This window comes from Alteribacillus sp. YIM 98480, assembly GCF_009765375.1.
Taxonomy (GTDB): Bacteria; Bacillota; Bacilli; order Bacillales; family Marinococcaceae; genus Alteribacillus.
The window spans coordinates 101,752-127,894 of record NZ_VTOK01000011.1 but is presented as its reverse complement, the minus strand read 5'-3'; the positions used below and the strand labels follow the sequence as shown (position 1 = coordinate 127,894).

Annotated in this window: 21 protein-coding genes and 2 pseudogenes; 18 read left to right on the top strand and 5 right to left on the bottom strand. The window is 39.6% G+C overall.

What is annotated here, in order from left to right; all coding sequences use genetic code 11:
- Positions 1 to 582 precede the first annotated feature (582 nt).
- Both FZF09_RS14965 and FZF09_RS14960 read left to right on the top strand, forming a co-directional pair.
- A complete protein-coding gene (locus tag FZF09_RS14965) occupies positions 583 to 2,097 on the top strand; it encodes a flotillin family protein (protein ID WP_158737407.1) in 1,515 nt (504 codons plus the stop codon).
- Positions 2,098 to 2,173: 76 nt separating this feature from the next.
- A pseudogene (locus tag FZF09_RS14960) lies at positions 2,174 to 2,627 on the top strand (alpha/beta fold hydrolase); the annotation flags it as partial.
- A gap of 137 nt (positions 2,628 to 2,764) precedes the next feature.
- Here FZF09_RS14960 and FZF09_RS14955 read toward each other — a convergent pair.
- Positions 2,765 to 3,385, bottom strand: coding sequence for a uracil-DNA glycosylase (locus tag FZF09_RS14955; protein WP_158737406.1), 621 nt, complete (start codon positions 3,383 to 3,385; stop codon positions 2,765 to 2,767).
- 11 nt (positions 3,386 to 3,396) lie between these two features.
- Complete coding sequence (gene ligD / locus FZF09_RS14950) at positions 3,397 to 5,220, bottom strand: DNA ligase D (protein ID WP_158737405.1); 1,824 nt, start codon at positions 5,218 to 5,220, stop codon at positions 3,397 to 3,399.
- Positions 5,221 to 5,333: 113 nt separating this feature from the next.
- Between ligD and ku the strand changes: the two genes are divergently transcribed.
- The 8 genes from ku to lpdA all read left to right on the top strand — a co-directional run bounded on the left by ku (position 5,334) and on the right by lpdA (position 14,715).
- A complete protein-coding gene (gene ku / locus FZF09_RS14945) occupies positions 5,334 to 6,185 on the top strand; it encodes a non-homologous end joining protein Ku (protein ID WP_158737404.1) in 852 nt (283 codons plus the stop codon).
- 287 nt (positions 6,186 to 6,472) lie between these two features.
- Positions 6,473 to 6,919, top strand: a complete 447-nt coding sequence (locus FZF09_RS14940; RefSeq protein WP_158737403.1) for a general stress protein — start codon at positions 6,473 to 6,475, stop codon at positions 6,917 to 6,919.
- A 44-nt stretch (positions 6,920 to 6,963) separates the two neighbouring features.
- Positions 6,964 to 7,389 (top strand): CBS domain-containing protein, encoded by a 426-nt coding sequence (locus FZF09_RS14935; RefSeq protein ID WP_158737402.1) that lies wholly within the window; start codon positions 6,964 to 6,966, stop codon positions 7,387 to 7,389.
- Between the two features lie 537 nt (positions 7,390 to 7,926).
- A complete protein-coding gene (locus FZF09_RS14930; RefSeq protein WP_158737401.1) occupies positions 7,927 to 9,759 on the top strand; it encodes a sigma-54-dependent Fis family transcriptional regulator in 1,833 nt (610 codons plus the stop codon).
- A gap of 169 nt (positions 9,760 to 9,928) precedes the next feature.
- Positions 9,929 to 10,927 (top strand): thiamine pyrophosphate-dependent dehydrogenase E1 component subunit alpha, encoded by a 999-nt coding sequence (locus FZF09_RS14925; protein WP_158737400.1) that lies wholly within the window; start codon positions 9,929 to 9,931, stop codon positions 10,925 to 10,927.
- Between the two features lie 12 nt (positions 10,928 to 10,939).
- Entirely contained in the window at positions 10,940 to 11,974 is a 1,035-nt protein-coding gene (locus FZF09_RS14920; RefSeq protein ID WP_158737479.1) for an alpha-ketoacid dehydrogenase subunit beta, read from the top strand.
- Positions 11,975 to 12,044: 70 nt separating this feature from the next.
- Positions 12,045 to 13,280 (top strand): dihydrolipoamide acetyltransferase family protein, encoded by a 1,236-nt coding sequence (locus tag FZF09_RS14915; RefSeq protein WP_158737399.1) that lies wholly within the window; start codon positions 12,045 to 12,047, stop codon positions 13,278 to 13,280.
- A 25-nt stretch (positions 13,281 to 13,305) separates the two neighbouring features.
- Positions 13,306 to 14,715 carry a dihydrolipoyl dehydrogenase gene (gene lpdA, locus FZF09_RS14910; protein ID WP_158737398.1) on the top strand — a complete coding sequence of 470 codons (1,410 nt, stop codon included), beginning with the start codon at positions 13,306 to 13,308 and terminating at the stop codon, positions 14,713 to 14,715.
- A 302-nt stretch (positions 14,716 to 15,017) separates the two neighbouring features.
- On the opposite strand, the gene FZF09_RS22665 is transcribed toward lpdA, so the two are convergent.
- Positions 15,018 to 15,194, bottom strand: coding sequence for a hypothetical protein (locus tag FZF09_RS22665; protein WP_199256804.1), 177 nt, complete (start codon positions 15,192 to 15,194; stop codon positions 15,018 to 15,020).
- Positions 15,195 to 15,224: 30 nt separating this feature from the next.
- Positions 15,225 to 17,180, bottom strand: a complete 1,956-nt coding sequence (locus FZF09_RS14905) for an aconitate hydratase (protein ID WP_158737397.1) — start codon at positions 17,178 to 17,180, stop codon at positions 15,225 to 15,227.
- 296 nt (positions 17,181 to 17,476) lie between these two features.
- Here FZF09_RS14905 and htpX point away from each other — a divergent pair, with 296 nt between their 5' ends.
- From htpX to FZF09_RS14885, 4 genes are all read left to right on the top strand, one after another.
- Positions 17,477 to 18,370: a protease HtpX gene (gene htpX / locus FZF09_RS14900; protein WP_158737396.1), complete on the top strand. Its 894-nt coding sequence runs from the start codon at positions 17,477 to 17,479 to the stop codon at positions 18,368 to 18,370.
- 240 nt (positions 18,371 to 18,610) lie between these two features.
- Complete coding sequence (locus FZF09_RS14895) at positions 18,611 to 19,420, top strand: DUF2935 domain-containing protein (protein ID WP_233269515.1); 810 nt, start codon at positions 18,611 to 18,613, stop codon at positions 19,418 to 19,420.
- A 171-nt stretch (positions 19,421 to 19,591) separates the two neighbouring features.
- The gene (gene rarD / locus FZF09_RS14890; RefSeq protein WP_370514467.1) at positions 19,592 to 20,527 is read left to right on the top strand and encodes an EamA family transporter RarD; all 936 of its coding nucleotides are present in this window, start codon (positions 19,592 to 19,594) and stop codon (positions 20,525 to 20,527) included.
- A 98-nt stretch (positions 20,528 to 20,625) separates the two neighbouring features.
- The gene (locus FZF09_RS14885; RefSeq protein ID WP_158737394.1) at positions 20,626 to 21,150 is read left to right on the top strand and encodes an LURP-one-related family protein; all 525 of its coding nucleotides are present in this window, start codon (positions 20,626 to 20,628) and stop codon (positions 21,148 to 21,150) included.
- Between the two features lie 87 nt (positions 21,151 to 21,237).
- Here the strand turns inward: FZF09_RS14885 and FZF09_RS14880 are convergent.
- Positions 21,238 to 21,591: pseudogene (locus FZF09_RS14880) on the bottom strand (transposase); the annotation flags it as partial.
- A gap of 650 nt (positions 21,592 to 22,241) precedes the next feature.
- On the opposite strand from FZF09_RS14880, the gene qoxA reads away from it, so the two are divergent.
- The 4 genes from qoxA to qoxD are packed head-to-tail and all read left to right on the top strand — an operon-like array spanning position 22,242 to position 26,113.
- Positions 22,242 to 23,162, top strand: a complete 921-nt coding sequence (qoxA, locus tag FZF09_RS14875) for a cytochrome aa3 quinol oxidase subunit II (RefSeq protein ID WP_233269520.1) — start codon at positions 22,242 to 22,244, stop codon at positions 23,160 to 23,162.
- A gap of 30 nt (positions 23,163 to 23,192) precedes the next feature.
- On the top strand, positions 23,193 to 25,148 hold the full coding sequence (qoxB, locus tag FZF09_RS14870) for a cytochrome aa3 quinol oxidase subunit I (RefSeq protein WP_255450595.1): 1,956 nt from the start codon (positions 23,193 to 23,195) through the stop codon (positions 25,146 to 25,148).
- Positions 25,145 to 25,753: a cytochrome aa3 quinol oxidase subunit III gene (gene qoxC / locus FZF09_RS14865; RefSeq protein ID WP_158737392.1), complete on the top strand. Its 609-nt coding sequence runs from the start codon at positions 25,145 to 25,147 to the stop codon at positions 25,751 to 25,753. Before qoxB ends, qoxC begins: the two co-directional genes overlap by 4 nt.
- A complete protein-coding gene (qoxD, locus tag FZF09_RS14860) occupies positions 25,754 to 26,113 on the top strand; it encodes a cytochrome aa3 quinol oxidase subunit IV (RefSeq protein WP_158737391.1) in 360 nt (119 codons plus the stop codon).
- The last annotated feature ends 30 nt before the right edge of the window (positions 26,114 to 26,143 follow it).

Genomic DNA, 26,143 nt, shown 5'->3' with positions numbered 1-26,143 from the left:
TTTCCTGTAGGAGCAGCATCCTTTTTTTCTATTGATAGAAAAGTATAAATTTTAGCGTGGATGAATCATCGACATCGTCAAAATGTTGAGGAAATCAGGTATAAATGCAACTAGGCAATCACTTTAGTCTAAAGGCTTGGCGCTAACCAAGTTTTCTTTAAAAGGTAAGAAAGCATAAATATTTGGCGTTTTACATGTCTAATCCAGCGCCTACTCGCTCGAGATTCTTTCGGTCCGTCAACGGAAAGCAAAGATCAGCTTTCCATATGTCGACCCTCCCGGACTTGTCGCTCGTGAGCAAGTCGCTTGTGCTTTTCTTATTTGTTTGAGCAGCTAACAAAATATGAAGATTGATTCGATTAGACAAAGAAATACATAAATCTATCTAAAATTGAAACCTTTATTTTTTCTTTTTCGTAATAAAGAATAAGATGTCGAATGAAGGCAGGTGAGAAGAAGATAGGAAAATGCCTAAGGGGAGAAGTGAAATTCCCTTATGCCATTTATTTTATTTTTACCAATTTGTTGGTTACGAACAGAAAGTCGCGTTTATCGTGAACTTTAATTAAAGGAGGAATAGTGATGATTGAAGGTTTATTTATGATTATTTTATTTATTCTTATTTTCTTAGCCATTATCGCAGGAGTCGTGACCTTTATTATCTTTCGAATTCGCTATAAAACAGCAAGTTCTAACGAAGCCCTGATAGTCACCGGCCCAAATTTAGGAGATCCTGAGAAAGAAAAAAATGTGTTTGAAGATCAAAATGGGCGTTCTGTGAAAATCATTCGCGGCGGCGGGTATCGTCTTCGTATGTTTCAAACGGCAACACCGATTGATTTAACTTCTTTCCAGCTGCAAGTAGATTCAGAGAAGGCGTATACAAAAGAAGGTATTCCTGTAAGGGTGGCTAGTACGGCTGTCATCAGTATAGGCAGCGAATTAGAGATAATGGCAAACTTTGCAGAGAAATTTTTAGGGAAAAAACAAAGTGAACGAGAATCCGAATTAAATGATGTGTTAAATGGTCATTTGCGTTCCATTATTGCTTCCCTTCCAATTGAGAAAATTTATAATGATTTTAAAGAAGTTAATACACAAGTAAAGAAAATCGCTGAAGCGGATCTGAAAGGCATGGGCTTTGAGATTACGTCATTCGCCTTAAATGATGTAGAAGATGTGGATAAAGAAAACGGCTATATTGATGCGCTGGGGCGCCCTCATATTGCCGACGTACAAAAAAAGGCGAATATGGCAGAGTCCGATGCGAAGAAAGAGACACGTATTTACCAAGCTAAAAATGATCAGGAAGCACAAGATGAAGAAAATCGCCGCTTAACAGCTATAGCGGCTTCCAAAAAAGAAAAAGACATTAAAGAAGCTGAATTCCAAAAAGAAACAAACCGAGCGGAAGCGAATGCAGCCCAGGCCGGTGAGCTAGAAAAACAAAAATTAGCTCAGCAGGTGAAAGAAGAAGAACTCCAAGTCCAATACATAGAAAGACAACGGGCTGTGGAGCTAGAAGAAGAGGAAAATAAACGTCGGCGTTCTATTGCTGATGCACAAGCTTATGAAACAACGAAAAAAGCCCAGGCTGAAGCAGATAAAGAACGTATAAAAGGGGAATCCGAAGCAGAAGTAATACGCCAGCGTGGTATTGCAGAAGCAGAGTCGAAAGAACGAATGGCAAAAGCAATGGAGCAATACGGGGAAGCTGCCATAGTGGAAATGCTATTAAACGTGCTGCCTGATTATGCGGAGAAAGTTTCTGCGCCGCTTTCACAAATTAAGGATATGAAAGTTATTGATATGGGTGGAAGTCATTCTCAAGGTGGATCTTCAAAAATAGCTAATAATGTTACTTCAACGATGCTTGGCATTCAAGAGTCTTTGAAGGAAGCAACCGGTATGGACTTGAAGGCAATGTTAGAAAGCTATGTTTCCCGAGGAAACATCAATAATGTTAGTTCTTCCAATGAAACGTATGAACAAGGAGTAGCGGCAACAAGGGAAAAGAATGAAGAAATAAAAAAGACAGAGGAAGATAATATAGTAGATGATTCTAAGAACGAAAACGAAAATTCAGATAAGAATTAAATGACATGACTTCGAATGGGGTTCTCAATCATAGGGTGCAATTTTAGAATACAAAATTGCACCCTATCTTTCATTAGGCTGGCCATTAAGCCATAAACAGTTTGATATTTTTCCCTTCATGGGGGTTACCGCTGTATTGAAGTAGACTGGAGGGGCTTTGGTAATTCAGATAAACCAATGAGCGGCTATACTAATGACGCAGGGAGTTACGGACAGCTTTTTCTTTCAGTATATAACTGGGATTCTTGGACTAGTTTTTTCAAATGGGTTTACAGGCAGCAGGTTGGTCGACTGCGGCTGTCATTTCTTTGTTAAGAGATGAAAACTTGCATGGAGATATTCTAAAAATTGCTGCTCCCACTTTAATAATTCACGGTATTCATGACAACGTTATCCCCTTTAACCAAGCTCAAGAACCAAATCAAAGTATAAGAAATTCACAGCTTGTCCCGTTTGAACATAGTGGTCACGATCCTTTCTGGGAAGAACGTGACAAGTTTAATCAGTTATTAACTCAATTCATACATTGAAATTTGACCTTATTTAGATAGACGGATAATGCTGCACAAGAATATTAAAGAATACGTAAATCCGTAAACATTATTATCATCGAGAACAAGCGAAAAATTTTGTCATTTTGATCGAACATTTACATTTTATCAGATTATCAGAACAACAGCTTTTTTAACTCATCCAAATGCTCATAAATATCGGTTTCCAAACTGCGCCTATAAAGTACAGCAGCGGGATGATAAATGGGCAGAATAGTATACGTTTTCGCAGTAAAGCTATAGGTATTTTTCTCCCAATCATCTAAGAAGCGGACAGCAGTCTCAATAGGAACCCCAGTCACTTCATCCATACGTGGCGAGTTTCCTAACAAACGCCAATACGCAATGCGGCCCATTGGTACAATGATTGGAGGATTGCTCCATTTTATCTCGGCATCAAGAATAGGTGCATGGGCTGCGATTTCTTTTTGATTTGGGGTGCGATTATATTTACGAGGTTCTTTTCCGCGGCGCTTTTCCCATTTATAAGGCCGGCTGCGAACCGCACTTGTAATATAAATATCTGTTCGCGATAAACCGAGATACCCAAGGTATTGATTAAAATGCTGTCCCGCTCTTCCACTAAAAGGAATACCGTTATTTATTTCTGTTTCGCCTGGAGCTTCGCCAACAAACATGACAACAGGATGCTGGGGTCCTTTTCCGTATACAAATCCTTCACAATCATAAGGTTTTATTCGTTTTTGGCATTGTTTTATAAGGTCTTCTGATAACATGGACTTCTCCTCTAGTTATTATCTTTAAGGATAGAAAGCAGTTGATCTATGGGCTGATTTCCTCTCACTTTCTCCATTTTCTGAAAAGGACAGCCATTTATGATAAGCCTTTCTAGCACGTGTTCCATCGTAAACCGCGTGCGCTCTAAAGAATCAGATACTTCTTCCCAAAAAAGCGGACAGGCTATCAAGGGTTCTGTTTTTCCTCGTAAGGAATACGGTGCAACAATAGTTTTTCCCTGTCTATGTTGAGGGACATCAATATAAAGTTTGCTGCCGCGGTTTTTCTTAAGTCGTTCCTGGGTGAACAGTTCAGGAGATTTTTTTGTTAAAAAAGCTCCAAATGAAGTTGTTATTTTATTTGTATCGCTCCATGTATATGTTTCTTCTGGCAGAGGTATATAAACTTGCAAGCCTTTATTCCCTGAAAACTTAACAAATGAAAGTAAACCACATTCATCACAAAGTTCTTTTAACAATAACGCCCCCTCGGTGGCAAGCTGAAAATAATCCGGGTCTGGCGGGTCGAGGTCAAAAACAATTTCATCCACATACTTTGTATAATAGCGCTGAAATGGTACATGCCATTCTAAAGCAAGTTGATTAGCCAGCCACAAAAAAGTCTCTACTTTATTACATAAAACATATTGATTATCGTCAAGTTTAACGGTTTCCACAAAGTCAGGAGCGTAATCTGGACAATCTTTTTGAAAGAATCCTTCTTCTTTGATTCCATGAGGAAAACGAATAACAGTCAAAGGACGATCATTTAAAAAAGGAAGAGCATAAGGAGCAATGTGTCTTGCATAATGAAGAAAATCAATCTTTTTTACGCCTTTGTCAGGCCAAAGAGGTTTGTCAGGGTGGGTAATACTGACCGTTTTTGGAAAGCGTAAGTCAGAAAGATATAGCCGTTCTTTCGTGCACTTAGAAACTGGTGTTTCTAAAAGAATCCGGGAAAAACGTGGTTCACGCAGTTCTTGTTCCTTTCTGGTGGTGTAAGCTGTTTCTACGACGATAGAAGGTTCTATATAATACATTTTTTTCGATACATCCCAATCACCATTTTGTTTAATGGTTTTAGTAACAGCTTCTCTTTCCTGATATGAAAAGCCATGTGCACATTTTCCTATTGAAAGTATCTCTCCATCGTCAAAAACGCCTAAATGAAAATAATCATTGGCAGGATCATACGCAGTTATAAAGCAAGGTGTTACAAATGGCGTTTTATATTTCAACCATTGATTGGTACGCCCTTTTTCATAATGGGAGATTGTGTTTTTCATCACGATCCCTTCACTTCGGCAAGTATTAATGTCCTCCATTATGTTAGAAATATCTTTGTAGGAGGGGAGAAATTGAACGCGTTTTGTACATTGAGGATCTGGATTTAGGGGGAGGTCTGCTTGTATCACCCATTCTTTTAATGCCTTTTTTCGGTCTAGCCAATTTTTATCCAACAAGCTTTTTCCATTTATATTGAGACAATCAAAAGCAAGAAAACAAACGGGACGTTGTTTAGCTTCTTTGTTAATAGAATGAGTTGACCGCAAACGATGGCGCCTTTGCAGCATGTAAAAATCCGCTTTTCCCCAGTTTTCCAAAACAGTAAGTTCCCCATCAAGCTTTATGGTCTTATCCACTGGAAAACATTGTTCTGCTGTTTCAACAATTTCAGGAAATCTGTCTTCTAATGCATGGCCATTTTTACTGCTAAGTACAAGGTTTTTGCCATCCCAAGCTAACAGGGCACGGTAACCATCGTATTTTATTTCATAACGCCAATTTTTCCCTTTTGACAATTCATTTGTACGTGATGGTTTCATCCAGGCCATTGAACGATTCTTTCCCTTCTCTTTGTAATCTGACATTTAGTATGAATGAGAAAGGCTTCTCTCATGCACAATATAAAGAAAAGAACTTGCAAATGAAAAAGGAGGAATCGGATATGCATACGATGTGGAAAGGGAGTATACAATTTGGCTTGGTCAGTATTCCTATTAAAATGCATGCCGCGACAGAAGATAAAGATATTTCTTTTCGAACACTGCATGAAAAATGTAAAACACCGATAAGGTACGAAAAAGTTTGCCCTGTTTGTGAAGAAAAAGTGGAGAAAGACGACCTGGTGAAAGGATATGAGACAACAAGTGGAGGGTTTGTCATTGTTAATCAGGAAGAAATCAACTCCCTTAGAAAAGAAACGAATGAAAAAGCCGTAGAAATACTGGATTTTATCGATATAGATGAGATAGATCCGATCTATTTTAATCGGAGCTATTACCTTGGACCAAATGAAGGCGGATCAAAAGCTTATTCTCTTTTAAGAAAAGCTCTAGAAGACTCCAGAAAAGTAGGTGTTGCCAAAATTATGATCCGTTCTAAAGAACAATTGGCTTTAGTGCGTGTTTACAATAATACACTCCTTATGGAAACGTTGCACTATCCCGATGAAATAAGAAATGCAGCTGATGTTCCGAATGTACCGGAGGCAGAAAATGTGGAAGAAAAAGAGCTTGAAACGGCCAAATTGCTTATTGATCAATTGACAGCCGCGTTTAAACCAGAAAAATATGAGGATGAATACCGTCAAAAACTACTCAATCTCATTGAAGCAAAAGAAAATGGAGAAGAGGTGGTTGAATCAAAAGAGGAACCTAGAAAAGATAATGTTACTGATTTAATGGAAGCATTGCAGGCTTCTGTAGATAAAAACAAGAAGAAAACAACCGATAAAAAGACAAAAAAAGCACCGGCTGCCAAAAAACAACAAACATCTCCGAAGAAAAAAGCAACATAGGATGACAATCACCACTAAAAAACTTGGCGGCAAGCCAAGTTTTTTAGTAGATAAAGACTTTTGTTTTCCTTGCTTGCTGGAGACAATCACCGTAAATTATAGTATGTCTCTTCATATCAGTAGTATTTAGGAAAAATAAGAATCCATCATTTAATATTTCATGTTAGGGCCTAAGTCATGAATTGACCACAAACTTGAAATTCAACGTTTCATTTTGCTCGAATTCGTTAATTTATAAAAATGTAACATCAAATAATAATTACAATCTTCGAAAGGAGATGGCACACATGGCAAAAAGAGATAATCGTAAAATGAGTTTAGAAGAAGCAGGTCGTAAAGGCGGAAGAACGACAGCTAAACAGCATGATAGAGAATTTTATCAAGATATTGGCCAAAAAGGCGGAGAGACGACTTCTAGTGAGCACGACAAAGAATTCTATCAAGATATCGGTCAAAAAGGTGGAGAAACTACTTCTGAGAACCATGACAAAGAGTTCTATCAAGACATCGGCCAAAAAGGCGGAGAGACGACTTCTAGCGAGCACGACAAAGAATTTTATCAAGACATCGGCCAAAAAGGCGGAGAGACGACTTCTAGTGAGCACGACAAAGAATTCTATCAAGACATTGGCCAAAAAGGCGGAGAAACAACTTCAGAGGAACATGGCGAAGAATTTTATGAAGATATCGGTCAAAAAGGCGGAGAAGCTCGCAGCAGACAGCGCAGAAAATAGAATTCAATCTGTTCGAAAAGCCGCGTAAAGAAAGGAGAGGTTTTATGCAAACTCTTCAAGAGCATATGACAACCTTTGCCGAATGCTGCAGCCCTTCTGATGATCTCTATACGTTGGCTAAAACAATGAAAGAAAATGAAATTGGTTTTCTTCCTATTGTCAAAGACGATCATTTAGTTGGGTGTGTAACAGACAGAGACGTGGTTATAGATGGACTTGCAAAAGAAGTGCAGCCTAATGAAGTTACCGCAGAAAACATCATGCAGGAAAAATTAATTACTGGTTACCCTGATATGTCTGTCGATGAAGCCTCTAGGTTAATGCAAGATCATCAAATTCAGAGGTTAGTAGTTACAGAAGATCAGAAAGTGAAAGGTGTCGTTTCTATTGGGGATCTGGCAGTCTCAAAAAATGCTGATCAAGCAGCAGGGAACGCACTGAGCGAAATTTCAAAACCACATCCATCCTAAAAAAATCAACAGCATCCATAAAGCAGGAAATATCCACGCTAATGAATGATTCCTTTATGGATGCTTTGATTTTCTTTATACCAAACTAAAAAGTTGAATGCAAGAAAACCACCAAAAAATGGGTGGTTTTTCTTTTTCTATATTAGGAAAGATTAACTTTGCTAAAGGATCAAAGTATAAATAAAACGACGTTACTTGGCAGTAAGCCAAGTTTTTATAAAAAGGTAAGAAATTATAAAGAGTTGGCGTTTTTGATGTCTAGCGCAAGCGCTTACTCGCTCGAGATTCCTTCGGTACGTCAATGGAAAGCAAAGCTCAGCTTTCCATATGCCGACCCTCCAGGACTTGTCGCTCGTGAGTAAGGCGCTTGCGCTTTTCTTATTGGTGAAATGGACGTGTGGAATGAGTAGTTTAAGGTGAAGTTCCCCGCAGGTATTACCCTTATAGTTGGCGAAGATATCATGGGGGATAAAGTAATAGATTACTAGTAATCAACCTTTAAATTTTTAAATTTTTAGAAAGAGGTGAGAGCTGGCAATGGAGCAGCTGAAACGCGAGACGTGGAAGCGCTTTGTTCAAGAAGGGACACTTGATACCTCCAGGATGGAAAAAAGAATTGCAGAATCCTGGTTTCATTGTCGTCAAACAGGCGTAGATCCTTATAATGGAAAAGGAGTGCTGCTTTTAAATGGAAAAGAGCTAGAAGAGAAAAAGCAAAAAAATGCACGCTTGATACAAGTAGCAATGCCCTTTTTACAAAACCTTGCAAAAATGTATCAACAGTTAAATGTCGTTATATTACTTGGCGATCGTAATGGTTATGTGCTGCGTATGATGGGAAATCAATCCGCATATCAAATCGCCAAGAATATTAATTTTACCGAGGGTGTAAAATGGACAGAAGAAGAAGTGGGAACAAACGCTATTGGAACAGCCATTAATACCACAGAACCTATTACGATCACAGGTGTCGAACATTACTCAGTTGCTTCTCAAAATTGGAGCTGTTCTGCCTCGCCTATCCATGATGAAGACGGAGAACTTCTTGGAGTGTTGGATATTTCTAGTCCGTTTTCAAAAGACACATATGAACACATATTGGGTACAGTTGTCGCTGCTGCTTATGCTATTGAAAACAAATGGAAAAAGCAAATGAAAGAAGAAGAAGTGGAATTATTATCTTGGGCTTTAGAATCCTCTGCATCAACCCCATATATATTATGCAATCGTAAACATAAAATAATATACATCCATCCAGACCTTAAAGATCACCCTGTTCAACTTGGTATGACTTTACAAGAATATTCTTCTTTAGGCTTTATTACTACATCAGAAACACCGATTTTATCGAAAGAAACAGAAGAAACGATCGGCTATAATCTAAAAATCCAAGCAGCAAAGCAGTCTGGTAAGAGACAATCTATAACAAACACATCTGTTTCTTTTGAATATCCAGGTGTGAAAGGCAAAAGCCTGGCGTTTCAAAAAACAATCCACGAAGCAAAAAAGACTTCGAAAACAGATGTCGCCGTTCATTTATATGGAGAAACCGGAACAGGAAAAGAATTGTTAGCTCAAGCGATTCACCAAAATAGTACAAGAAAAGAAGGCCGTTTTATTGCTGTAAACTGTGGTGCTGTACCTGAAAATCTTTTAGAAAGTGAACTTTTTGGATATACAGATGGTGCCTTTACTGGGGCCCGCAGAAGTGGAAAGGAAGGAAAAATAAAACAAGCGGAAGGAGGAACTTTGTTTTTAGATGAGATTGGTGAAATTTCCCCATCTATGCAAATAGCAATTTTACGTACTCTCCAAGAAAAACAAGTAGCCCCGGTAGGAGGAGATCAAAATGTCTCGGTGGACTTTCGTTTAATTACCGCGACAAATAAAGACTTACGTAAGTTAGTGAAGGAAGGTTTATTTAGAGAAGATCTATTTTATCGTTTGTATGTGTTTCCAATCGAACTGCCTTCATTACGTAAGAGGTCCAGTGATATACCATATTTTGTGCAACATTTTTGCAAAAAAACAAGTTTCCCAAATGACTGGCCAAAAGAGTTGTTGGAAGTTTTAATGAATTACTCATGGCCTGGAAATATCCGTGAATTATTTAATGTACTTGAAAGAGCACACACGATATATCTGGACAGATATCCGTCCGCATCCGAACTACACTCTCTTCTTGCTTCTGTTTCTCTTGAAGATAGAAATATTGAAGAGAAATCTGAATTCTCCTATCGAGAAGAAATTGAGAAAGACACATTGAAAAAGGCCCTTCAAGAAACCGGCGGGAAAGCTGCTCAAGCTGCCAAATTATTAAACATACCGAGAAGTACATTTTATCGGAAAATAAAAAAATTTAAGCTTTAAAGATTATGAGACAAAACGAGAAAATGTGAGACACAATCTTAATTTGTCTCAATTATGTTTAGACAAAAACAGAAGGCTGACCTAAAAACGCTTAATTTGTAAGCGTTTTCTTTTTTGGCATATATTTTGCAAATATTTATGTGTAGAAAATTTGAAGGAGGGTTTTTATATGGGTGTTTCTGAAGTTCAGCAAACGAATCTCACATCAGAAAAAGCAAAGTGGATGTATCAAAAGATGGCAGAAATTCGCAGATTTGAAGATCAGGTGCACGAAACGTTTAGTAAAGGAGTGCTTCCTGGTTTTGTCCATTTATATGCTGGAGAAGAAGCAGTGGCCGTTGGGGTATGTGCTCATCTCGATGATAAAGACAGCATAACGAGCACGCATCGCGGGCACGGCCATTGTATTGCAAAAGGCTGTGATTTAAAAGGAATGATGGCAGAGTTATATGGCAAGTCTACTGGGTTATGCCGAGGTAAAGGCGGATCTATGCATATAGCGGACGTCGAGAAAGGGATGCTTGGGGCAAACGGTATTGTCGGAGGAGGATTTCCACTTGCTACTGGTGCAGCATTAACAGCAAAACTAAAAAAGTCAGGTGGAGTAGCTGTTTGCTTTTTCGGGGACGGAGCCAATAATCACGGTACATTCCATGAAGGTATTAACATGGCTGCGATTTGGGATTTACCAGTAGTTTTTGTAGCCGAAAATAATGGATACGCAGAAGCAACACCATTTGAATATGCTTCAAGCTGTGAAAATATTGCTGAACGTGCTGCTTCCTATGGGATTCCTGGAGAAACAGTAGATGGAAAAGATGCTATGGCAGTGTATGATGCTGCAGAAAGAGCAGTTGCTAGAGCAAGAGCTGGGAAAGGACCTTCGCTAATTGAATGTAAAACATACCGAAATTATGGGCATTTTGAGGGGGACGCTCAAACGTATAAACCCGAATCAGAAAAAAAGGAACACTTAACAGAACTGGATGCAATTATACTTTTTCGTCAATTTGTACTGCAGAATGGATTGGCAAGTGAAGATGATCTTCATGTTGTTGATGAAAATGTGAAAAAAGAGATAGAAGAGGCGGTTTCATTTGCTGAAGAAAGTCCACTGCCGGAAGTAAAAGAACTGACAACAGATGTTTACGTTTCTTATAAAGAATAAGGAGGGATAATGATGGGAAGAGTGATTACGTTTTCAGATGCATTGAATGAAGCAATGAAGCAAGCGATGCGAAAGAATGAAGACGTTATTTTATTAGGAGAGGATGTAGCTGGCGGAGCTGAAGTAGATCATTTGCAGAACGAAGATGCTTGGGGCGGAGTCATGGGTGTAACAAAAGGACTTATTCAAGAGTTTGGAAAAGACCGTGTTTTGGATACTCCAATAGCGGAAGCAGGTTATGTAGGAGCGGCTGTGAGTGCTGCGGCAACTGGAATGCGACCCATTGCAGAACTGATGTTTAACGATTTCATAGGAAGTTGTTTAGATGAAGTAATGAATCAGGGAGCAAAACTTCGTTATATGTTTGGCGGCAAAGCTAAAATTCCATTAACCATCCGTACCATGCACGGAGCAGGTTTTAGAGCTGCTGCACAGCATTCGCAAAGCTTATATGGTTTGTTTACTGCAATCCCAGGGGTGAAAGTAGTGGTCCCATCTACTCCGGCTGATGCAAAAGGGATGCTGATTGCTTCCATTGAAGATGATGACTTAACTGTATTTTTCGAAGATAAAACATTATATAACATGAAAGGAGAAGTAGACGAAGAATACTACTCTATTCCAATTGGAAAAGCAGATATTAAACGGCAAGGCGAAGATTTAACGATAGTAGCAATAGGTAAACAGGTTCATACGGCTCTAGAAGCAGCTGAACAACTAGTGAAAAAAGGGATTGAAACGGAAGTGGTTGACCCCCGTAGTCTATCCCCTCTGGATGAGGAAACGATTTTGCAATCGGTGATGAAAACGAGCAGACTTATTGTTATTGATGAAGCAAATCCAAGGTGCAATGCAGCCACTGACATATCTGCCATGGTAGCTGACAAAGGTTTTGATTACCTAGATGCCCCTATTAAAATGATCACCGCTCCTCATTGCCCTGTTCCATTTTCTCCGGCCCTAGAAGATGTTTATCTGCCAACGCCAGAGAAAGTGTTAGAAGTGGTATCAGAGTTAATTGATGATGACTCCAGCATAGCAATGTAGAAAAGGAAGAGGACCTGTCTGACACGGGGATAGACAAGTCCTCTACATATAAAAAGGAGGGTGAGGACGTATGGCTGAACAAATTGTGATGCCAAAGTTCGGGATGAGTATGGAAGAAGGAACCGTAGTGGAATGGTTAAAAAGAAAGGATGACCCAGTAAAAAAGGGAGAACCAATTGTAACGATAAGCTCTGACAAAATAACAAATGAAGTAGAAGCACCAGCTGAAGGATATTTAGTCAAAGTAATGGCAAAAGAAGATGAAGTGGTTAAAGTAGGAAAGCCAGTAGGTTATATTGGGGAAAAAGGAGAAGCAGTAGAAAGCACTGCATTCGAAGAGGATGTATCAGATAAAGGAAACAACACATCTCCCCAACCTACAGCTTCAACTACTGTTAAAGCTCCGCCTTCTGTTCCTGCTGTAAAAAAATCAATTAAAATATCACCAGCAGCCAAGAAACTAGCAAAAGCAAAAGGAATACCAATGGAAAATGTAACTGGCACCGGGCCAAATGGACGAATTACCAAACAAGATATAGAAAAACAGGCAAAGCGAGCTCCTGGTGAAAACGAAAAGGAAAAGACTACGAACAACAATCTGTCTGTAAAAGAAGAGCGGACTGCACAGCCCGTAAAAGGTATGCGCAAAGTGATAGCTGAACGTATGCATAACAGCCTTCAACAAAGCGCTCAGCTTACGATTATGAAAAAAGCAGATGTAACCAAACTGCTTCATCTGCAAAAACAAGTTCGCGGCGAGCTAAAAGAAAGAGGTATGGAATCAAAACTGACCTTAACTGCTTTCATTGCCAAGGCTGTAACAGAAGCATTAAAGGACCATCCTTTCATAAACAGCTCATTTGAGAACGATACGATAACTTTTTACAGCTCTATCCATTTAGGAATTGCTACTTCATTGGATGACGGGTTGGTTGTTCCAGTGCTTAAAGATGCGGATAAAAAATCTGTCGGAAATTTAAACCAATGCATTCAATTACTGAGCAGTAAAGCTAGACAAGGGGAGTTGACAGCAGATGAAATGACAGGATCTACATTCACTATTACAAACCTGGGAGCAGCAGGAGTAGAATTTTTTACTCCTATACTCAACCCGTCTGAAGCAGGAATTCTTGGTGTAGGGATGTCACAAGAAGCAGCAGTGTTTGAAAATGGAACAGCTGTACCTCGCCAACATTTACCACTAAGCCTTACATTTGATCACAGAGTAGTAGATGGAGAACCAGCGAGCCGCTTCTTAAATAATATAGCTTCACTGTTAGAAAAACCGTATCAGCTTTTACTATAGTAATAAACAGTATAGGAGGGAAACTGTGGGGACGGAATATGCAGAGCAGAGCGTGGAGACATTAGTAATAGGCGCTGGACCAGGCGGTTATGTGGCAGCTATCAGGGCTGCCCAGCTTGGTCAAAATGTTATGATTACAGATAAAAGTGAATTGGGCGGGGTTTGCTTGAATGCAGGCTGTATATCGTCAAAAGCTTTAATAGAAGCAGGTCAAAAATATAAAATACCAGAAACCTCTCACACGATGGGGATTCGATTTAACAAACCAGAGTTAAATGTTAAAGAATTACGTGGCTGGAAAAATAGTATTGTTAAAAGATTGACTGATGGAGTGAGCGGGCTTTTAAAAGCAAATAATGTAACGATAACTCCAGGAAACGTTTCTTTTGTGAACGAAAATACGGTTCTTATAAAAAACGAACAGGAGCAATCAAAGGTTACGTTTAATTCGTGTATTATTGCAACTGGTTCAAGGCCGGTAGACATTCCAACGATTCCAAATGGAAAAAGGATAATCACTTCTGATAAAGCCCTGGATTTTAAAGAGCTGCCCTCCAAAATGAACATTGTCGGCGGAGGCTATATTGGAATTGAGCTTGGTACAATGTTTTCTAACTTTGGAGTGGAAGTAACCATTATCGAAGCAGCGGAAAGGATTCTTCCAGCCTTCTCTGAGGATATGGCAGCCCTTGTAAGTAAAAAATTAATAGACCGTCCAAATGTAACAATAATGACAAATGCTGCAGTCGAAAGTGCAATAGAAAATGATGAAGAAGTTCAAGTTACAGTTTCTGCAAATGATACAACGCACGTATTAGATGGAGATTATTTACTTGTCACGGTAGGAAGAAAACCAAACAGTGATACATTAGAGCTGCAAAATGCCGGTATCGAACGCGATAAAAAAGGTTTTATCCCTGTAAACCAACAATGCCAGACAAATCAAAAACATATTTTTGCTATCGGTGATCTAACCGAAGGTCCTGCTTTGGCTCATAAAGCTTCTCTACAAGGAAAAATAGCTGCAGAAGCGATTAATGGACAAATAAATGATTTTACGGATTATCATATCCCAGCAATTGTATTTTCCGAGCCACAGTTAGCTGTGGTGGGTCTTACTGGATTGCAGGCAGTGGAAAAAGGGTTTGATGTTGACACCATCTCATTTCCTTTTACAGCAAATGGAAGAGCGATGACTACAAGAGAAGAGGAAGGCTTTACACGATTAATAATTGATAAAGAAGACGGCACGCTTCTCGGAGCTGAAACAGCTGGTCCTAATGCTTCTGAGTTAATCAATGAACTAACCGTGAGCATTCAGGCTGGATTGACTGCTGAAGACTTATCTCTGACTGTTCATGCTCACCCTACTCTTGGAGAGACCATAATGGAGGCAGGGGATAGAGCTCTTGGGACACCCGTTCATATTATATAACACTGTCTTTAACGTTGCAGTTGGATGAAGCGTCCAGCTGCAGCGTTTTTGTATTTTATAGTAAACCATAAAACCATCCGAAACTTAATCACGTAAAAAAAAAATTTAAGTGGTTTTAGTAGAAACTTCTATTACTAATGAATATCCTTTTGATGTTCACAAAGGAGAGATAATGGCTATTTTAGGGCCAAGTGGAGCAAGTGCAGGGAAAATTTTTAAAATGGGAAAAATGCCACGCTAAAGGAAATGATTAAATGGATAAAAAATAAACACGTCGCAGCTTTTTAGGCTGCGACATGTTTTTATTCCAGTGTTCGGTTGTTTTCATCTACTTCAAATGTGGTTTCCGGCTCAGGAGTTTCTCCTGCTTGTAAAATGCCGTCTCCTCCACACACACTGCATGAATACTTCCATTGTTCATCGTCCATCAAAAGGCCTGTGCCATCACATGCTCTACATACGTTTTGGTTTACATCCATTGCTGTTCGCTCCTTTAAGGGAGTACTAATCTATGCATTTTTTATTTGTTTGTCTTTCACCCAATTGATAAGTCCTCCTGTTAACATGATTTCCACTTGACGTTTAGATAATGCATGAAGCACCTTGATTTCTTTATTTTTATCTTTGAGAGAAGCTTTAAGCTCATTTCCTTTTTTGATACTTTCTCTTAAGTTTTTCATTACAATAATGTCTCCCGGATCAAACTGGTTATAATCATCTTCGTTTGCAAATGTCAGTGGAAGAATACCGAAATTTACAAGGTTTTGCCAATGAATTCGTGCAAAGTCTTTAACAAAAACAACACGAAGACCTAAATAACGCGGAGCCAGTGCAGCATGTTCACGGCTTGATCCTTGTCCGTAGTTGGATCCTCCTATAATAGCGTGGCCGGATTTTTCTTTTAAGCTCAAAGAACGATTGTAATAATCTTCGTCTAAAATTTCAAAGGCAAATTTGCTGATCTCAGGTAAATTGCTTCGATACGGTAAAACTCTGGCTCCGCCAGCTAAAATTTCATCAGTAGAGAAGTTGTCTCCTACTTTTAAAAGAACGGGAACTTCTATCTCATCAGGGAGCGGTTCCATATCAGGAAGAGAAGCAATATTGGGTCCTTTATGCAATTCGGTTTTTTTCGCTTCCTCTAAAGGCAGTGGTTCTTCTAGCAGACGGAAATCAACAGTTGGTTTATCAGGGTCTTTCACATCTGGATATTTCATATCAAGCGTCCGTGGATCCGTAATTTTTCCTTTTAAAGCAGATGCAGCGGCTACCTCAGGGCTGCAAAGAAATACACTGTCTTCTCTTGTACCGGAGCGGCCTGGAAAGTTACGAGGTGTCGTACGTAAACTATTTCTTCCTGTAGCTGGTGCCTGCCCCATTCCTATACAGCCGTTACAGCCCGCCTGATGAAGTCTGGCACCAGAAGATAACAAGCTGGCAATATGTCCGTTTTCAACTAGGTCTGTAAGCATTTGTCTAGATGTAGGGTTAATATCAAAAGACACACCACTAGCAATTTGCTGCCCTTTTACAATTTCGGCTGCAACAGCGAAATCACGGTAACCTGGGTTTGCAGAAGATCCAACATAAGACTGGTAAATGTCTTCTCCAGCTACCTCGTCAATGGTCACTACATTTCCTGGGCTCGATGGTTTAGCAATCAGTGGAACTAGTTCAGACAGATTAACCTCTTCATTAATATCATAGGAAGCGTCTTTGTCAGCAGTTATTTCATACCAGTCATCTTCTCGACCTTGGCTTTTGAGGAAACGTTTAATTTCCTGATCGGAAGGAAATACACTCGCCGTGGCACCCAGTTCTGCCCCCATGTTCGCAATGACGTGCCGGTCCATAGCGCTTAATTCTTCTAAGCCTGGTCCATAGTATTCCATGATCTTTCCTACGCCGCCTTTTACGTCATGACGGCGGAGCAGTTCTAAAATGATATCTTTAGCGCTCACCCAATCTGGAAGTTTTCCTGTGAGTTTTATCCCCCATATTTTAGGCATTTTTACATAGAATGGTTCTCCGGCTATAGCCATTGCCACATCTATACCACCTGCTCCCATTGCAAGCATTCCCATACAGCCGTTTGCGCAAGTATGACTATCAGAGCCAAGCAGTGTTCTTCCTGGCTTAGCTAGCCTTTGCATATGGACAGGATGACTGACGCCGTTTCCTGGCCTGCTGAAATGAAGACCAAACCGTTTAGCGGCACTTTCTAAAAACAAATGATCATCAGGGTTTTTGCTGTCTTCTTGAATGACATTATGATCGACGTATTGAGCGGAAGCTTCTGTTTTAGCCCGTTCAATTTCCATCGCTTCAAGTTCAAGCATTACCATAGTTCCTGTGGCGTCTTGCGTTAGTGTTTGATCAATAGAAAGTCCGATTTCTTCTCCAGGTGTTAATTTGCCAGAAACCAAATGTTCATTAATCAGCTTTTGAGATACATTTAAAGCCATGAAGTGATCCCCCTTCTTTGAGATAAGAAAAACTCGGCTTACCGCCAAGACCAATGGCGGAAGTCTTAGTTTTTGTTTATACTTTGAACCTTTACGAAAGTTTAAACTTTCGTAAAGTATAAAAACACATACCAATATATTGAACCTATTCCTTTCGCAAGGATATGATAAACAAAGAAATGGTTTTACAAGTAAAACGAAATTAAAAATGTTACAATAAAATCATGAAACGTTGTCTTTATTAATACGTACAAACATAAAGATTAAATACAAATAAGAAAATGGAGGAAATCAAAGTGGGCAGAAGAATTTTACTATTTATCTTAACCAACATTCTCGTTATTACTACAATTACGATTGTGTTTACGCTCTTACGTATGGCTGGTGTAGATATTTCAACGTACACAGCTGACGGCGGCATAAATTATCTGGCTCTCTTTATCATCAGTGCAGTCATTGGTTTCTCGGGTTCCTTTATATCACTGGCTTTATCAAGGTTCATGGCTAAAAAAATGATGGGCGTCACCGTCATTGATCCTGGCAACAGTACAGGAGCAGAACGCCAGCTTGTAGAAAAAGTTCACCGTCTATCTAGAAATGCTGGTCTGATGCACATGCCGGAAGTAGGTATTTATAACTCAAGAGAAGTAAATGCTTTTGCAACCGGTCCGTCTAAAAAGCGTTCATTAGTAGCTGTGTCCACTGGCTTACTAAATTCAATGGACGAGGATGCGGTTGAAGGTGTACTAGCCCATGAAGTTGCTCACGTTTCTAATGGTGATATGGTTACGATGACGCTTCTGCAAGGTGTAGTAAATACGTTTGTCGTTTTCTTTGCACGTATTGCTGCTGCAATCGTCTCTCGCTTTGTGCAAAATGATGCGATGCGCGTATTTGTACACTTTGGTGCTATTATTGTGTTTCAAATTTTGTTTTCTATTCTTGGAAGCATAGCAGTTATGGGATTCTCCAGATATAGAGAATACCATGCAGACCGCGGCGGAGCAGATCTTGCTGGTAAAGATAAAATGACACATGCATTACAGTCTCTTAAAGTGCATGTAAATAAGGTTGATAATAGTCAGACTTCCATGCAGACATTAAAAATAAACAATAAATCTTCTATGGCTATGTTATTTTCATCTCATCCGCCGTTAGAAGAACGTATTCGACGTTTGCAGGAAAGATAATAATATGGGGATCTCTCGTAAGTCGGTAATAACCGATTTTAGAGACTCCATTCTTTAGGAAAGGTTAACTTTGTTAAAGGATGGTAGTATAAGTAAAACCACGACTTCCGTTATAGGAATCGGCGGCAAGCCCGATTTTTCTAACTTAAACAAATGGTTATAAATTTGCCCATTATGTTCTTTGTACAGGCCTTGCCTTCATATTTTAAAGGGGACTATGAATATGAAGGAGGGCCTTCATTGAAAAATAATTGGGAAAGGGCGGCTCGGGAAGAACACTTATTTTGGCTTCAGATTCTTGGTGACCATGCTCGTTTCATCCACGATACACTAGCACCCTCGGAAACTGATTACATTGCAGCTGCACAAGGATTTGCTGCTTTGTTTGATCAGCTGCTAGAAAGAGCAAGAGCTGGCGGTAATAGTTATGCTTTAGAGGAATTAACTGCTCAGGCGCAACAGGCTGCAAAAGATATTCGTTTTTTAAAACTGCAAATTATCCGAACTCAATTGACAGGAAAGATTAAGATTGAACTGACTCCTACATTTATTAATCATATGGTAAATGAAGTGGATGAGTATTTACGTATTCTTCCATTTCTCGTAAGAAAAGAAGTGCCTCCTGTTTGTCATCCGCTTCACCATCATCTTATTTGGCTTATTGATGCTGCTGGGCATGCCGGGGCAATTACAGATTCGCTGGATAAAGTGGAAACCGGATTAAAAGAACGCTCGACCATGTTTGAAAAAGATTTTGATCACTTTTATTTAAAAGCAGTGGAAATGGCGGGATATTTACGTTCCAACGTAGATAACTTCCCAGCACTGCAACGTATGAATCATCAAGTAAGCTTAGAACTCCATATTTTCCGCTGCTTTTTAAATGAATTGGAACAAATGGGATTGACTAGGGAAATGCTGGGCACGCTTACTCCTCTGATGGCAGATCATATGGCTAGAGAAGAATGCTACTATTTATTGAAAGTTGCTGAGTCGGCGCATACCCAGAAACCAGATTGTGATCCGGCTAAGCCAAGAGTAGAATCATAAATATTTTACTCCCTTTTTAGGGAGATTTTTTTGTACTTTTTCTAAGTTTAACTATATAAAAAATATCAGCTTTCACCAAAAAGACTTGCCGATAAGCTCCTGGAAATTGTTTTCCCTTTGGAGTAAAATGTAGACACTCGAAATAAAATATATAGCATGAATAGAGGGAGAATGATGGAGGAGAAACAACAGGCATGGGGAGTCGCTGCAGCAAGTCTTGCCTACTTGTTCTGGGGCTTCCTTCCTTTATATTGGAAAATGGTAGGGCATGTTCCATCAGAAGAGGTGCTGGCCCACAGAATAATATGGTCCGTAGTATTTATGGTGGTCGTTTTATTTCTGGTGGGACGTTTACAAGGAGTTTGGAGAGAAATAAAGGTAACCTTTTCTTCAAAAAAGTCAGGCCTTGCTATAACACTAGCTGCGATACTTATCAGCTTTAATTGGTTTATTTTTATATTTGCGGTTAACAGTGACCGTGTGATCGAAGTTAGTCTAGGTTATTATATTAATCCACTTATTAATGTACTGCTTGGCACCCTCTTTTTAAAAGAAAAATTAACAAAAGCTGAAGGGTTAGCATTTTTGTTAGCGGCAGCCGGCGTTTTATTATTAACATTTTATTATGGCTATATTCCTTGGGCGGCGCTTAGTCTTGCTTTATTGTTTGGGATGTATGGTTTAATTAAAAAGACTGCCACTGTTGGGGCTTGGGCTGGATTAACGATTGAAACGCTCCTTATGACTCCGTTTGCATTATTATTTTTGGTTTTTATAAGAAATAATGAAACCCCATTTTTTTATGGAAGCTTGGAAACGGCCTTATTGTTAATAGGAGCAGGTGCAGCTACAGCAATTCCATTACTGTTGTTTGCAGCAGGGGCGAAGCGTATTTCTTTTTCTTTAATAGGCTTTCTTCAATATTTTGCTCCAACTATAATGCTCATATTGGGAGTCTTTCTTTTTCATGAACCATTTAGCCGTCAACAGTTGATCTCCTTTATTATTGTTTGGATTGGCTTAATTATCTTCACCGTATCCCGCTCTAATACAACGCTTAGAAATCGAAAAGAAAAGCTTGCCGATCAGAAAGCAGGTACTGGTTAAAAATAGCTGTTTTCTTTTCAAAGTGTTCATATGTGAAACGGAAAGGTTTCTTTCCTCGTAGAGATAATAAATAGAGCAAAAAAGAGGAGGGAACCTGCATGCAAGCAGCTAATGAAATATATTTCTCTGATAATTTTTTTTCTGCTGGTATCACAGATATTTTTGATAAAAACGAAAATAAAATTGGGAAGCTTGATTTAAAAAGTGCGTTTACTTCAAGTATTGATGTAATGGATCCAAACGGTAGTATTCGTTTATATGCTGCATTTCCTTTGTTTTCACGTCGCTGGGTCCTAAAAGATAAAGAAGATGAACGGATTGGAGAACTGCGCAGTACTTTTTCCTTTTTTGCAAAGAGGTTTGAATACGAGACGGAAGGACGCGGCGTTTACCGTGTGGAATCGGAAGCTTTTTCTCATGAATTTACAATTACAGAGGAAAGGGGAAATAATAAAATAGCCATTTTTGAAAAAATTAGCGGCTTTATGGAAGCTCCAGCTTATAAATTAATCAATTATTCAAACGTATTAAGCAATGACGAACTCATAGCTGTGGTTATGGGAGTTCGAATGATACTTAAAAAACGACGAAATAATAGTGCTGGACCGCCTCCCGGCCAGTAATAATGTTTAATAAAAACAGCTGTCCCTTGAGTTAAGTCTGAACTGCACTCTGTCAAGCAGACAGTAGTAATAATAAAAAGGATCTAAAGCGGCTTTACTCTTATATTCCATAGGGGTAAGGCCGTTTAATCGTTTTTGTAGCCGTTCGTGATTGTAAAAGTGTATATAGTCATCGATAGCTTGTTCTAACTCGTCAAACGCTTTGTACTTATGTAAATAATACTTCTCACACTTTAGCGTACCCCAAAAAGATTCCATCGGTCCGTTATCAATGCATTTCCCCACCCGTGACATGCTGGGCTCTATTTCTGCTTCTTGAAGCAATCGTTTAAATCCATGAGAAGTGTATTGAAAGCCACGATCACTACGGAGAAGGGGGGCGGTATCGAAGGCTTGGGTCGCCTAATTTAAAGTTTCAAAGACTAATGGATTGTTATTGGAAAGTCTTGTGAGACGAGCCATATTTAAATTCGGCTTACTTTTCGCCATAAAAATATCCCCCTCAAGGTTAAACAGATTGTTTATTTCATCTGTCTACCTTTTGGGGAGCATATCAGTCATTCTTTTCGTTCTTTAAAGTACAGTGTAAATAGTTTTTCTCGTTTGTTGGGTACAGGAAATACGCGTACCTGGGGACAAGCTGAAGAGATCTTCATAAAAGATAAAAGTATAATCATTAAACAGAAAAAGCGGCCCATATAATCTTCGAATGAAACCATATTTTCCCAAAAGCCGAACAATCCCACCCCTATTAGCAGAACTGAATATGCAGGTGAGATCACTCCTATAAGCTCCTGTTTCAGGGGCTATTTTTATACTTCAGGAAAGTTTAACTTTGTTAAAGGATCAAAGTAAAAGTAAAACTACGGCTTCCACCATATGGTTTCGGAGGCAAGCCGAGTTTTTCTAATGAAAACGGCATCTTTGAAGGTTTTATGAATAATTTGTGTTCATTTTGAAACATTTCCGTGAGCGTTATATGAAAAATGACTCTTCAAACCCTGTTTACCAAGTGAATTTGCTACGATATTCGTAAAGATTGAAGTGTGATGAAAATCACCTGGAAAGGAGTGTATCTGAGGGTGAAAAACATATATTTGCGAGTGAAGCTTTGGGCTGCACTGCCTGCTCTGTCTCTTTTATTATTAGTAAGCGGATGTGGTGAATTAACCGTTTTAGATCCAAAAGGGCCAGTGGGGGAAAGCCAGAAAGATCTAATTATCTTTTCTATTATTCTCATGTTAATCATAGTAGCAGTAGTTTTTATCGCTTTCACTTATATGATTGTTAAGTATAGAGACCGGCCGGGACGTGATGAAAAAGATTATGATCCTGATCATCATGGCAATACCACATTGGAAATTGTGTGGACGGTCATTCCATTAATTATTGTAACGGCTCTTTCGATCCCAACAGTCATTACGATTTATGAATTAGAAGAGGCTCCCGAAGCTTCTAGTGATAAAGAACCGCTCGTCGTTTATGCAACGACAGCGGATTGGAAATGGTTTTTTAGTTACCCTGAAGAAAACATTGAAACTGTGAATTACCTTCATATTCCAACGGACCGGGCGATAGAATTCCGCTTGTCATCGGCCGATTCCATGGCATCTTTGTGGATTCCTGCTCTTGGTGGACAAAAGTACAACATGGCCGGCATGGAAAATACGTTGTATCTTCAAGCAGATGAAGAAGGGACCTATGAAGGAAGAAATTCTAATTATAACGGATCCGGTTTTGCCGAGCATACGTTTGAGGTTCATGCAGAAAATGAGGAAGATTTTGAGAGCTGGGTAGAAAAAGTGAAAAATACAGCACCTGAATTAACACAGGAAGAATATGATTCGCTCCTTGCTCCAGGTCTTGAAGAAGAATTGGAATTCTCTTCAACTCATTTGGATTACGTGGATCATGGAACAAATGAAGGACGTGACTACTTAATAGAACGACACAAAGATGCATTTGAAGAACCTTTGCATCTAAAAGGTGGAAGAGGTGCTGGGGATGAGTGACCTTGGCATTCAGAAAGTGGGTGAAATGACGTGGAATTTATAGACTTTCTGTTAGAAGATTTCTTTGTGACTGGTCAGCCATTGATATATGGAGCGATGGTTTCTATTGTTTTAGTATCTATTGCCATTGTTTTTGTGTTATCTTATTTTAAAAAATGGGGATGGCTTTGGCGAGAATGGCTGACAACCGTTGACCATAAAAAAATCGGGATTATGTATATTATCGCTGCTTTGGCGATGCTTTTCCGGGGCGGAGTTGACGCGCTTTTAATGAGAACACAGCTGACACTTCCCGGAATGGAGTTTCTTGATTCTCAGCATTACAATGAAATATTTACAACCCATGGCACCATTATGATTATTTTTATGGCGATGCCTTTTCTGATTGGTTTAATGAACTATATTGTACCGCTTCAAATAGGAGCAAGAGACGTTGCATTCCCATTTTTAAATGCGCTTAGTTTTTGGTCTTTTGCTTTTGGGGCTATGATATTTAATCTATCTTTTGTTATTGGAGGCTCACCTGATGCAGGGTGGACCAGTTATACTCCTATGGCAGGAGCCACCCTTAATCCGGGGCCAGCTCAAAACTATTATCTAATAGGTCTGCAAGTTTCCGGTATAGGGACGCTGGCAACAGGCATTAACTTTATCGTTACGATTCTTAAGATGCGTGCTCCTGGAATGAAAATGATGAGATTGCCGATATTCACGTGGTCGACGTTTATTACTTCTATTATTATCGTGTTTGCGTTCCCTATTTTAACTGTAGCGCTGGCACTTATGACGATTGATCGTATTTTCGGTTCTCATTTCTTCACTTTAACAGGTGAAGGAATGCCTATGATGTGGGCAAACCTGTTTTGGCTTTGGGGACATCCGGAAGTGTATATAGTTATTCTACCAGCCTTTGGTATATTCTCAGAGATCATTTCAACTTTTGCCCGTAAGCAGCTATTTGGGTACAAAGCGATGGTTTACTCCATGGTTGTAATTGCTGGACTCAGTTTTGTCGTTTGGGTTCACCACTTCTTTACGATGGGGGCTGGAGGAGCAGTAAACTCCTTCTTCTCTATAACAACAATGCTTATTGCAGTACCGACTGGAGTGAAAATATTTAACTGGCTCGGTACAATGTATAAAGGCCGCATTCGCTTTGACACACCGATGCTTTGGTCGCTTGCTTTTATCCCTTGCTTTGTCATTGGCGGGGTGACCGGTGTAATGCTTGCTATGGCTGCGGCCGACTATCAATATCATAATACGTATTTTCTAGTAGCACACTTTCACTACGTATTAATTGCAGGAACGGTGTTTGGGTGTTTTGCAGGACTGACGTATTGGTATCCAAAAATGTTTGGTCACAAAATGAATGAAAAGCTCGGTAAAATAAGCTTTTGGTTCTTTGTAATCGGGTTTAATGTTTGTTTCTTCCCGATGTACTTCCTTGGATTCGCAGGTATGCCAAGACGTACGTATACCATTGAACCAGAATGGATGGCATTAAACGTAACAGCTAGCATTGGAGCCATTCTCATGGCTATTGGCTTTGCCGTATTTGTTTATAACATTTATTATAGTTTCCGCTATAGTCAGCGAGAAACGCACGGTGATACCTGGGACGGCAGAGCACTTGAATGGGCAACTACAACCCCTGTTCCATTTTATAACTTTGCAACCGTACCAAAAATAGAAGGACCGGAAGCCTATTGGAGAATGAAAGAAAATGGTAGAACCACGTATGAAAAAGAAAAAGTGGAACCTATTCACATGCCGAGTGATTCCGGCGTTCCGTTTGTTATGATGGCGTTTATGTTTATCGCAAGCTTTGGCTTGATTTGGGAATGGATAGGCATAGCCATAGCTGGTTTGATCGGTGTGCTTGCTTGTATGGTTATTCGTTCGTTTGATTATGATGATGGTTTCTATGTTTCTGTAGAAGAAATTAAACAAACAGAGAAAAAGGCAAGGGAGGGAGAACAATGAGTGCCCATACGGATATTAGTACCGGACCTCTTGAGTACCGGACACAAGAAGGACGAATGAACATTTTAGGATTTTGGATCTTTCTCGGTGCAGAAGTTGTATTGTTCTCCACCCTGTTTGCCACGTATGCTGTATTATTTGGACGAACGGCTGATGCTCCTGTACCGGCAGATCTGTTCGAGATGCCAATGGTTCTAATTATGACCTTTTTGCTTTTAACAAGCAGTTTCACGTGCGGTATTGCTATTCATCACATGAGACGCGGGTCGTTAAAAGGGTTGTTTGTCTGGCTTGGCATTACATTAGCGCTTGGTCTCGGCTTTCTTGGTTTCGAAATATACGAATTCGTACATTACGCACACGAAGGCGCTTCGCTTCCATCGAGCGCTTTCTGGTCTGCCTTTTTTGTTTTAACCGGAACACACGGTTTACACGTACTTTTAGGTATTTCATGGGCAGTTCTTATTTTAATTCAACTGCGTCAGCGCGGTCTGACACCGGTCACCTCAAGAAAAGTTTTTATTGTTGGGTTGTACTGGCACTTTCTGGACGTGATTTGGATCTTTATTTTTACAAGCGTTTATCTGATTGGGATGGTGGTTTAAATGAGTGAACTGACCAAACGAATCCCGAAACAACATGTCGTAGGATTTGTCGGATCTATTATATTGACAGTTGCTGCAGCATGGGCTGCCGTTGGCTCAGACCTGCCGACTCCATGGATTATCACTTCCATTATGGTACTTGCTGTTATTCAGGCGTTTATTCAGCTGTTTATGTTTATGCACATGACCGAGACCGAAAGTGGAGGTATACAAGCTGGCAACATGCTATATGGTTTTTTTGTTGCTGTTGTTATCGTAGCTGGTTCGATTTGGACCATGTCATTTGGCTACACACACGACCATGGCGGCGGCAGCGACAACGACAATGAAACAGAAGAACACGAGCACATGGATCATTAGAAAAACTCGGCCTGCCGCTAATTCCTATGG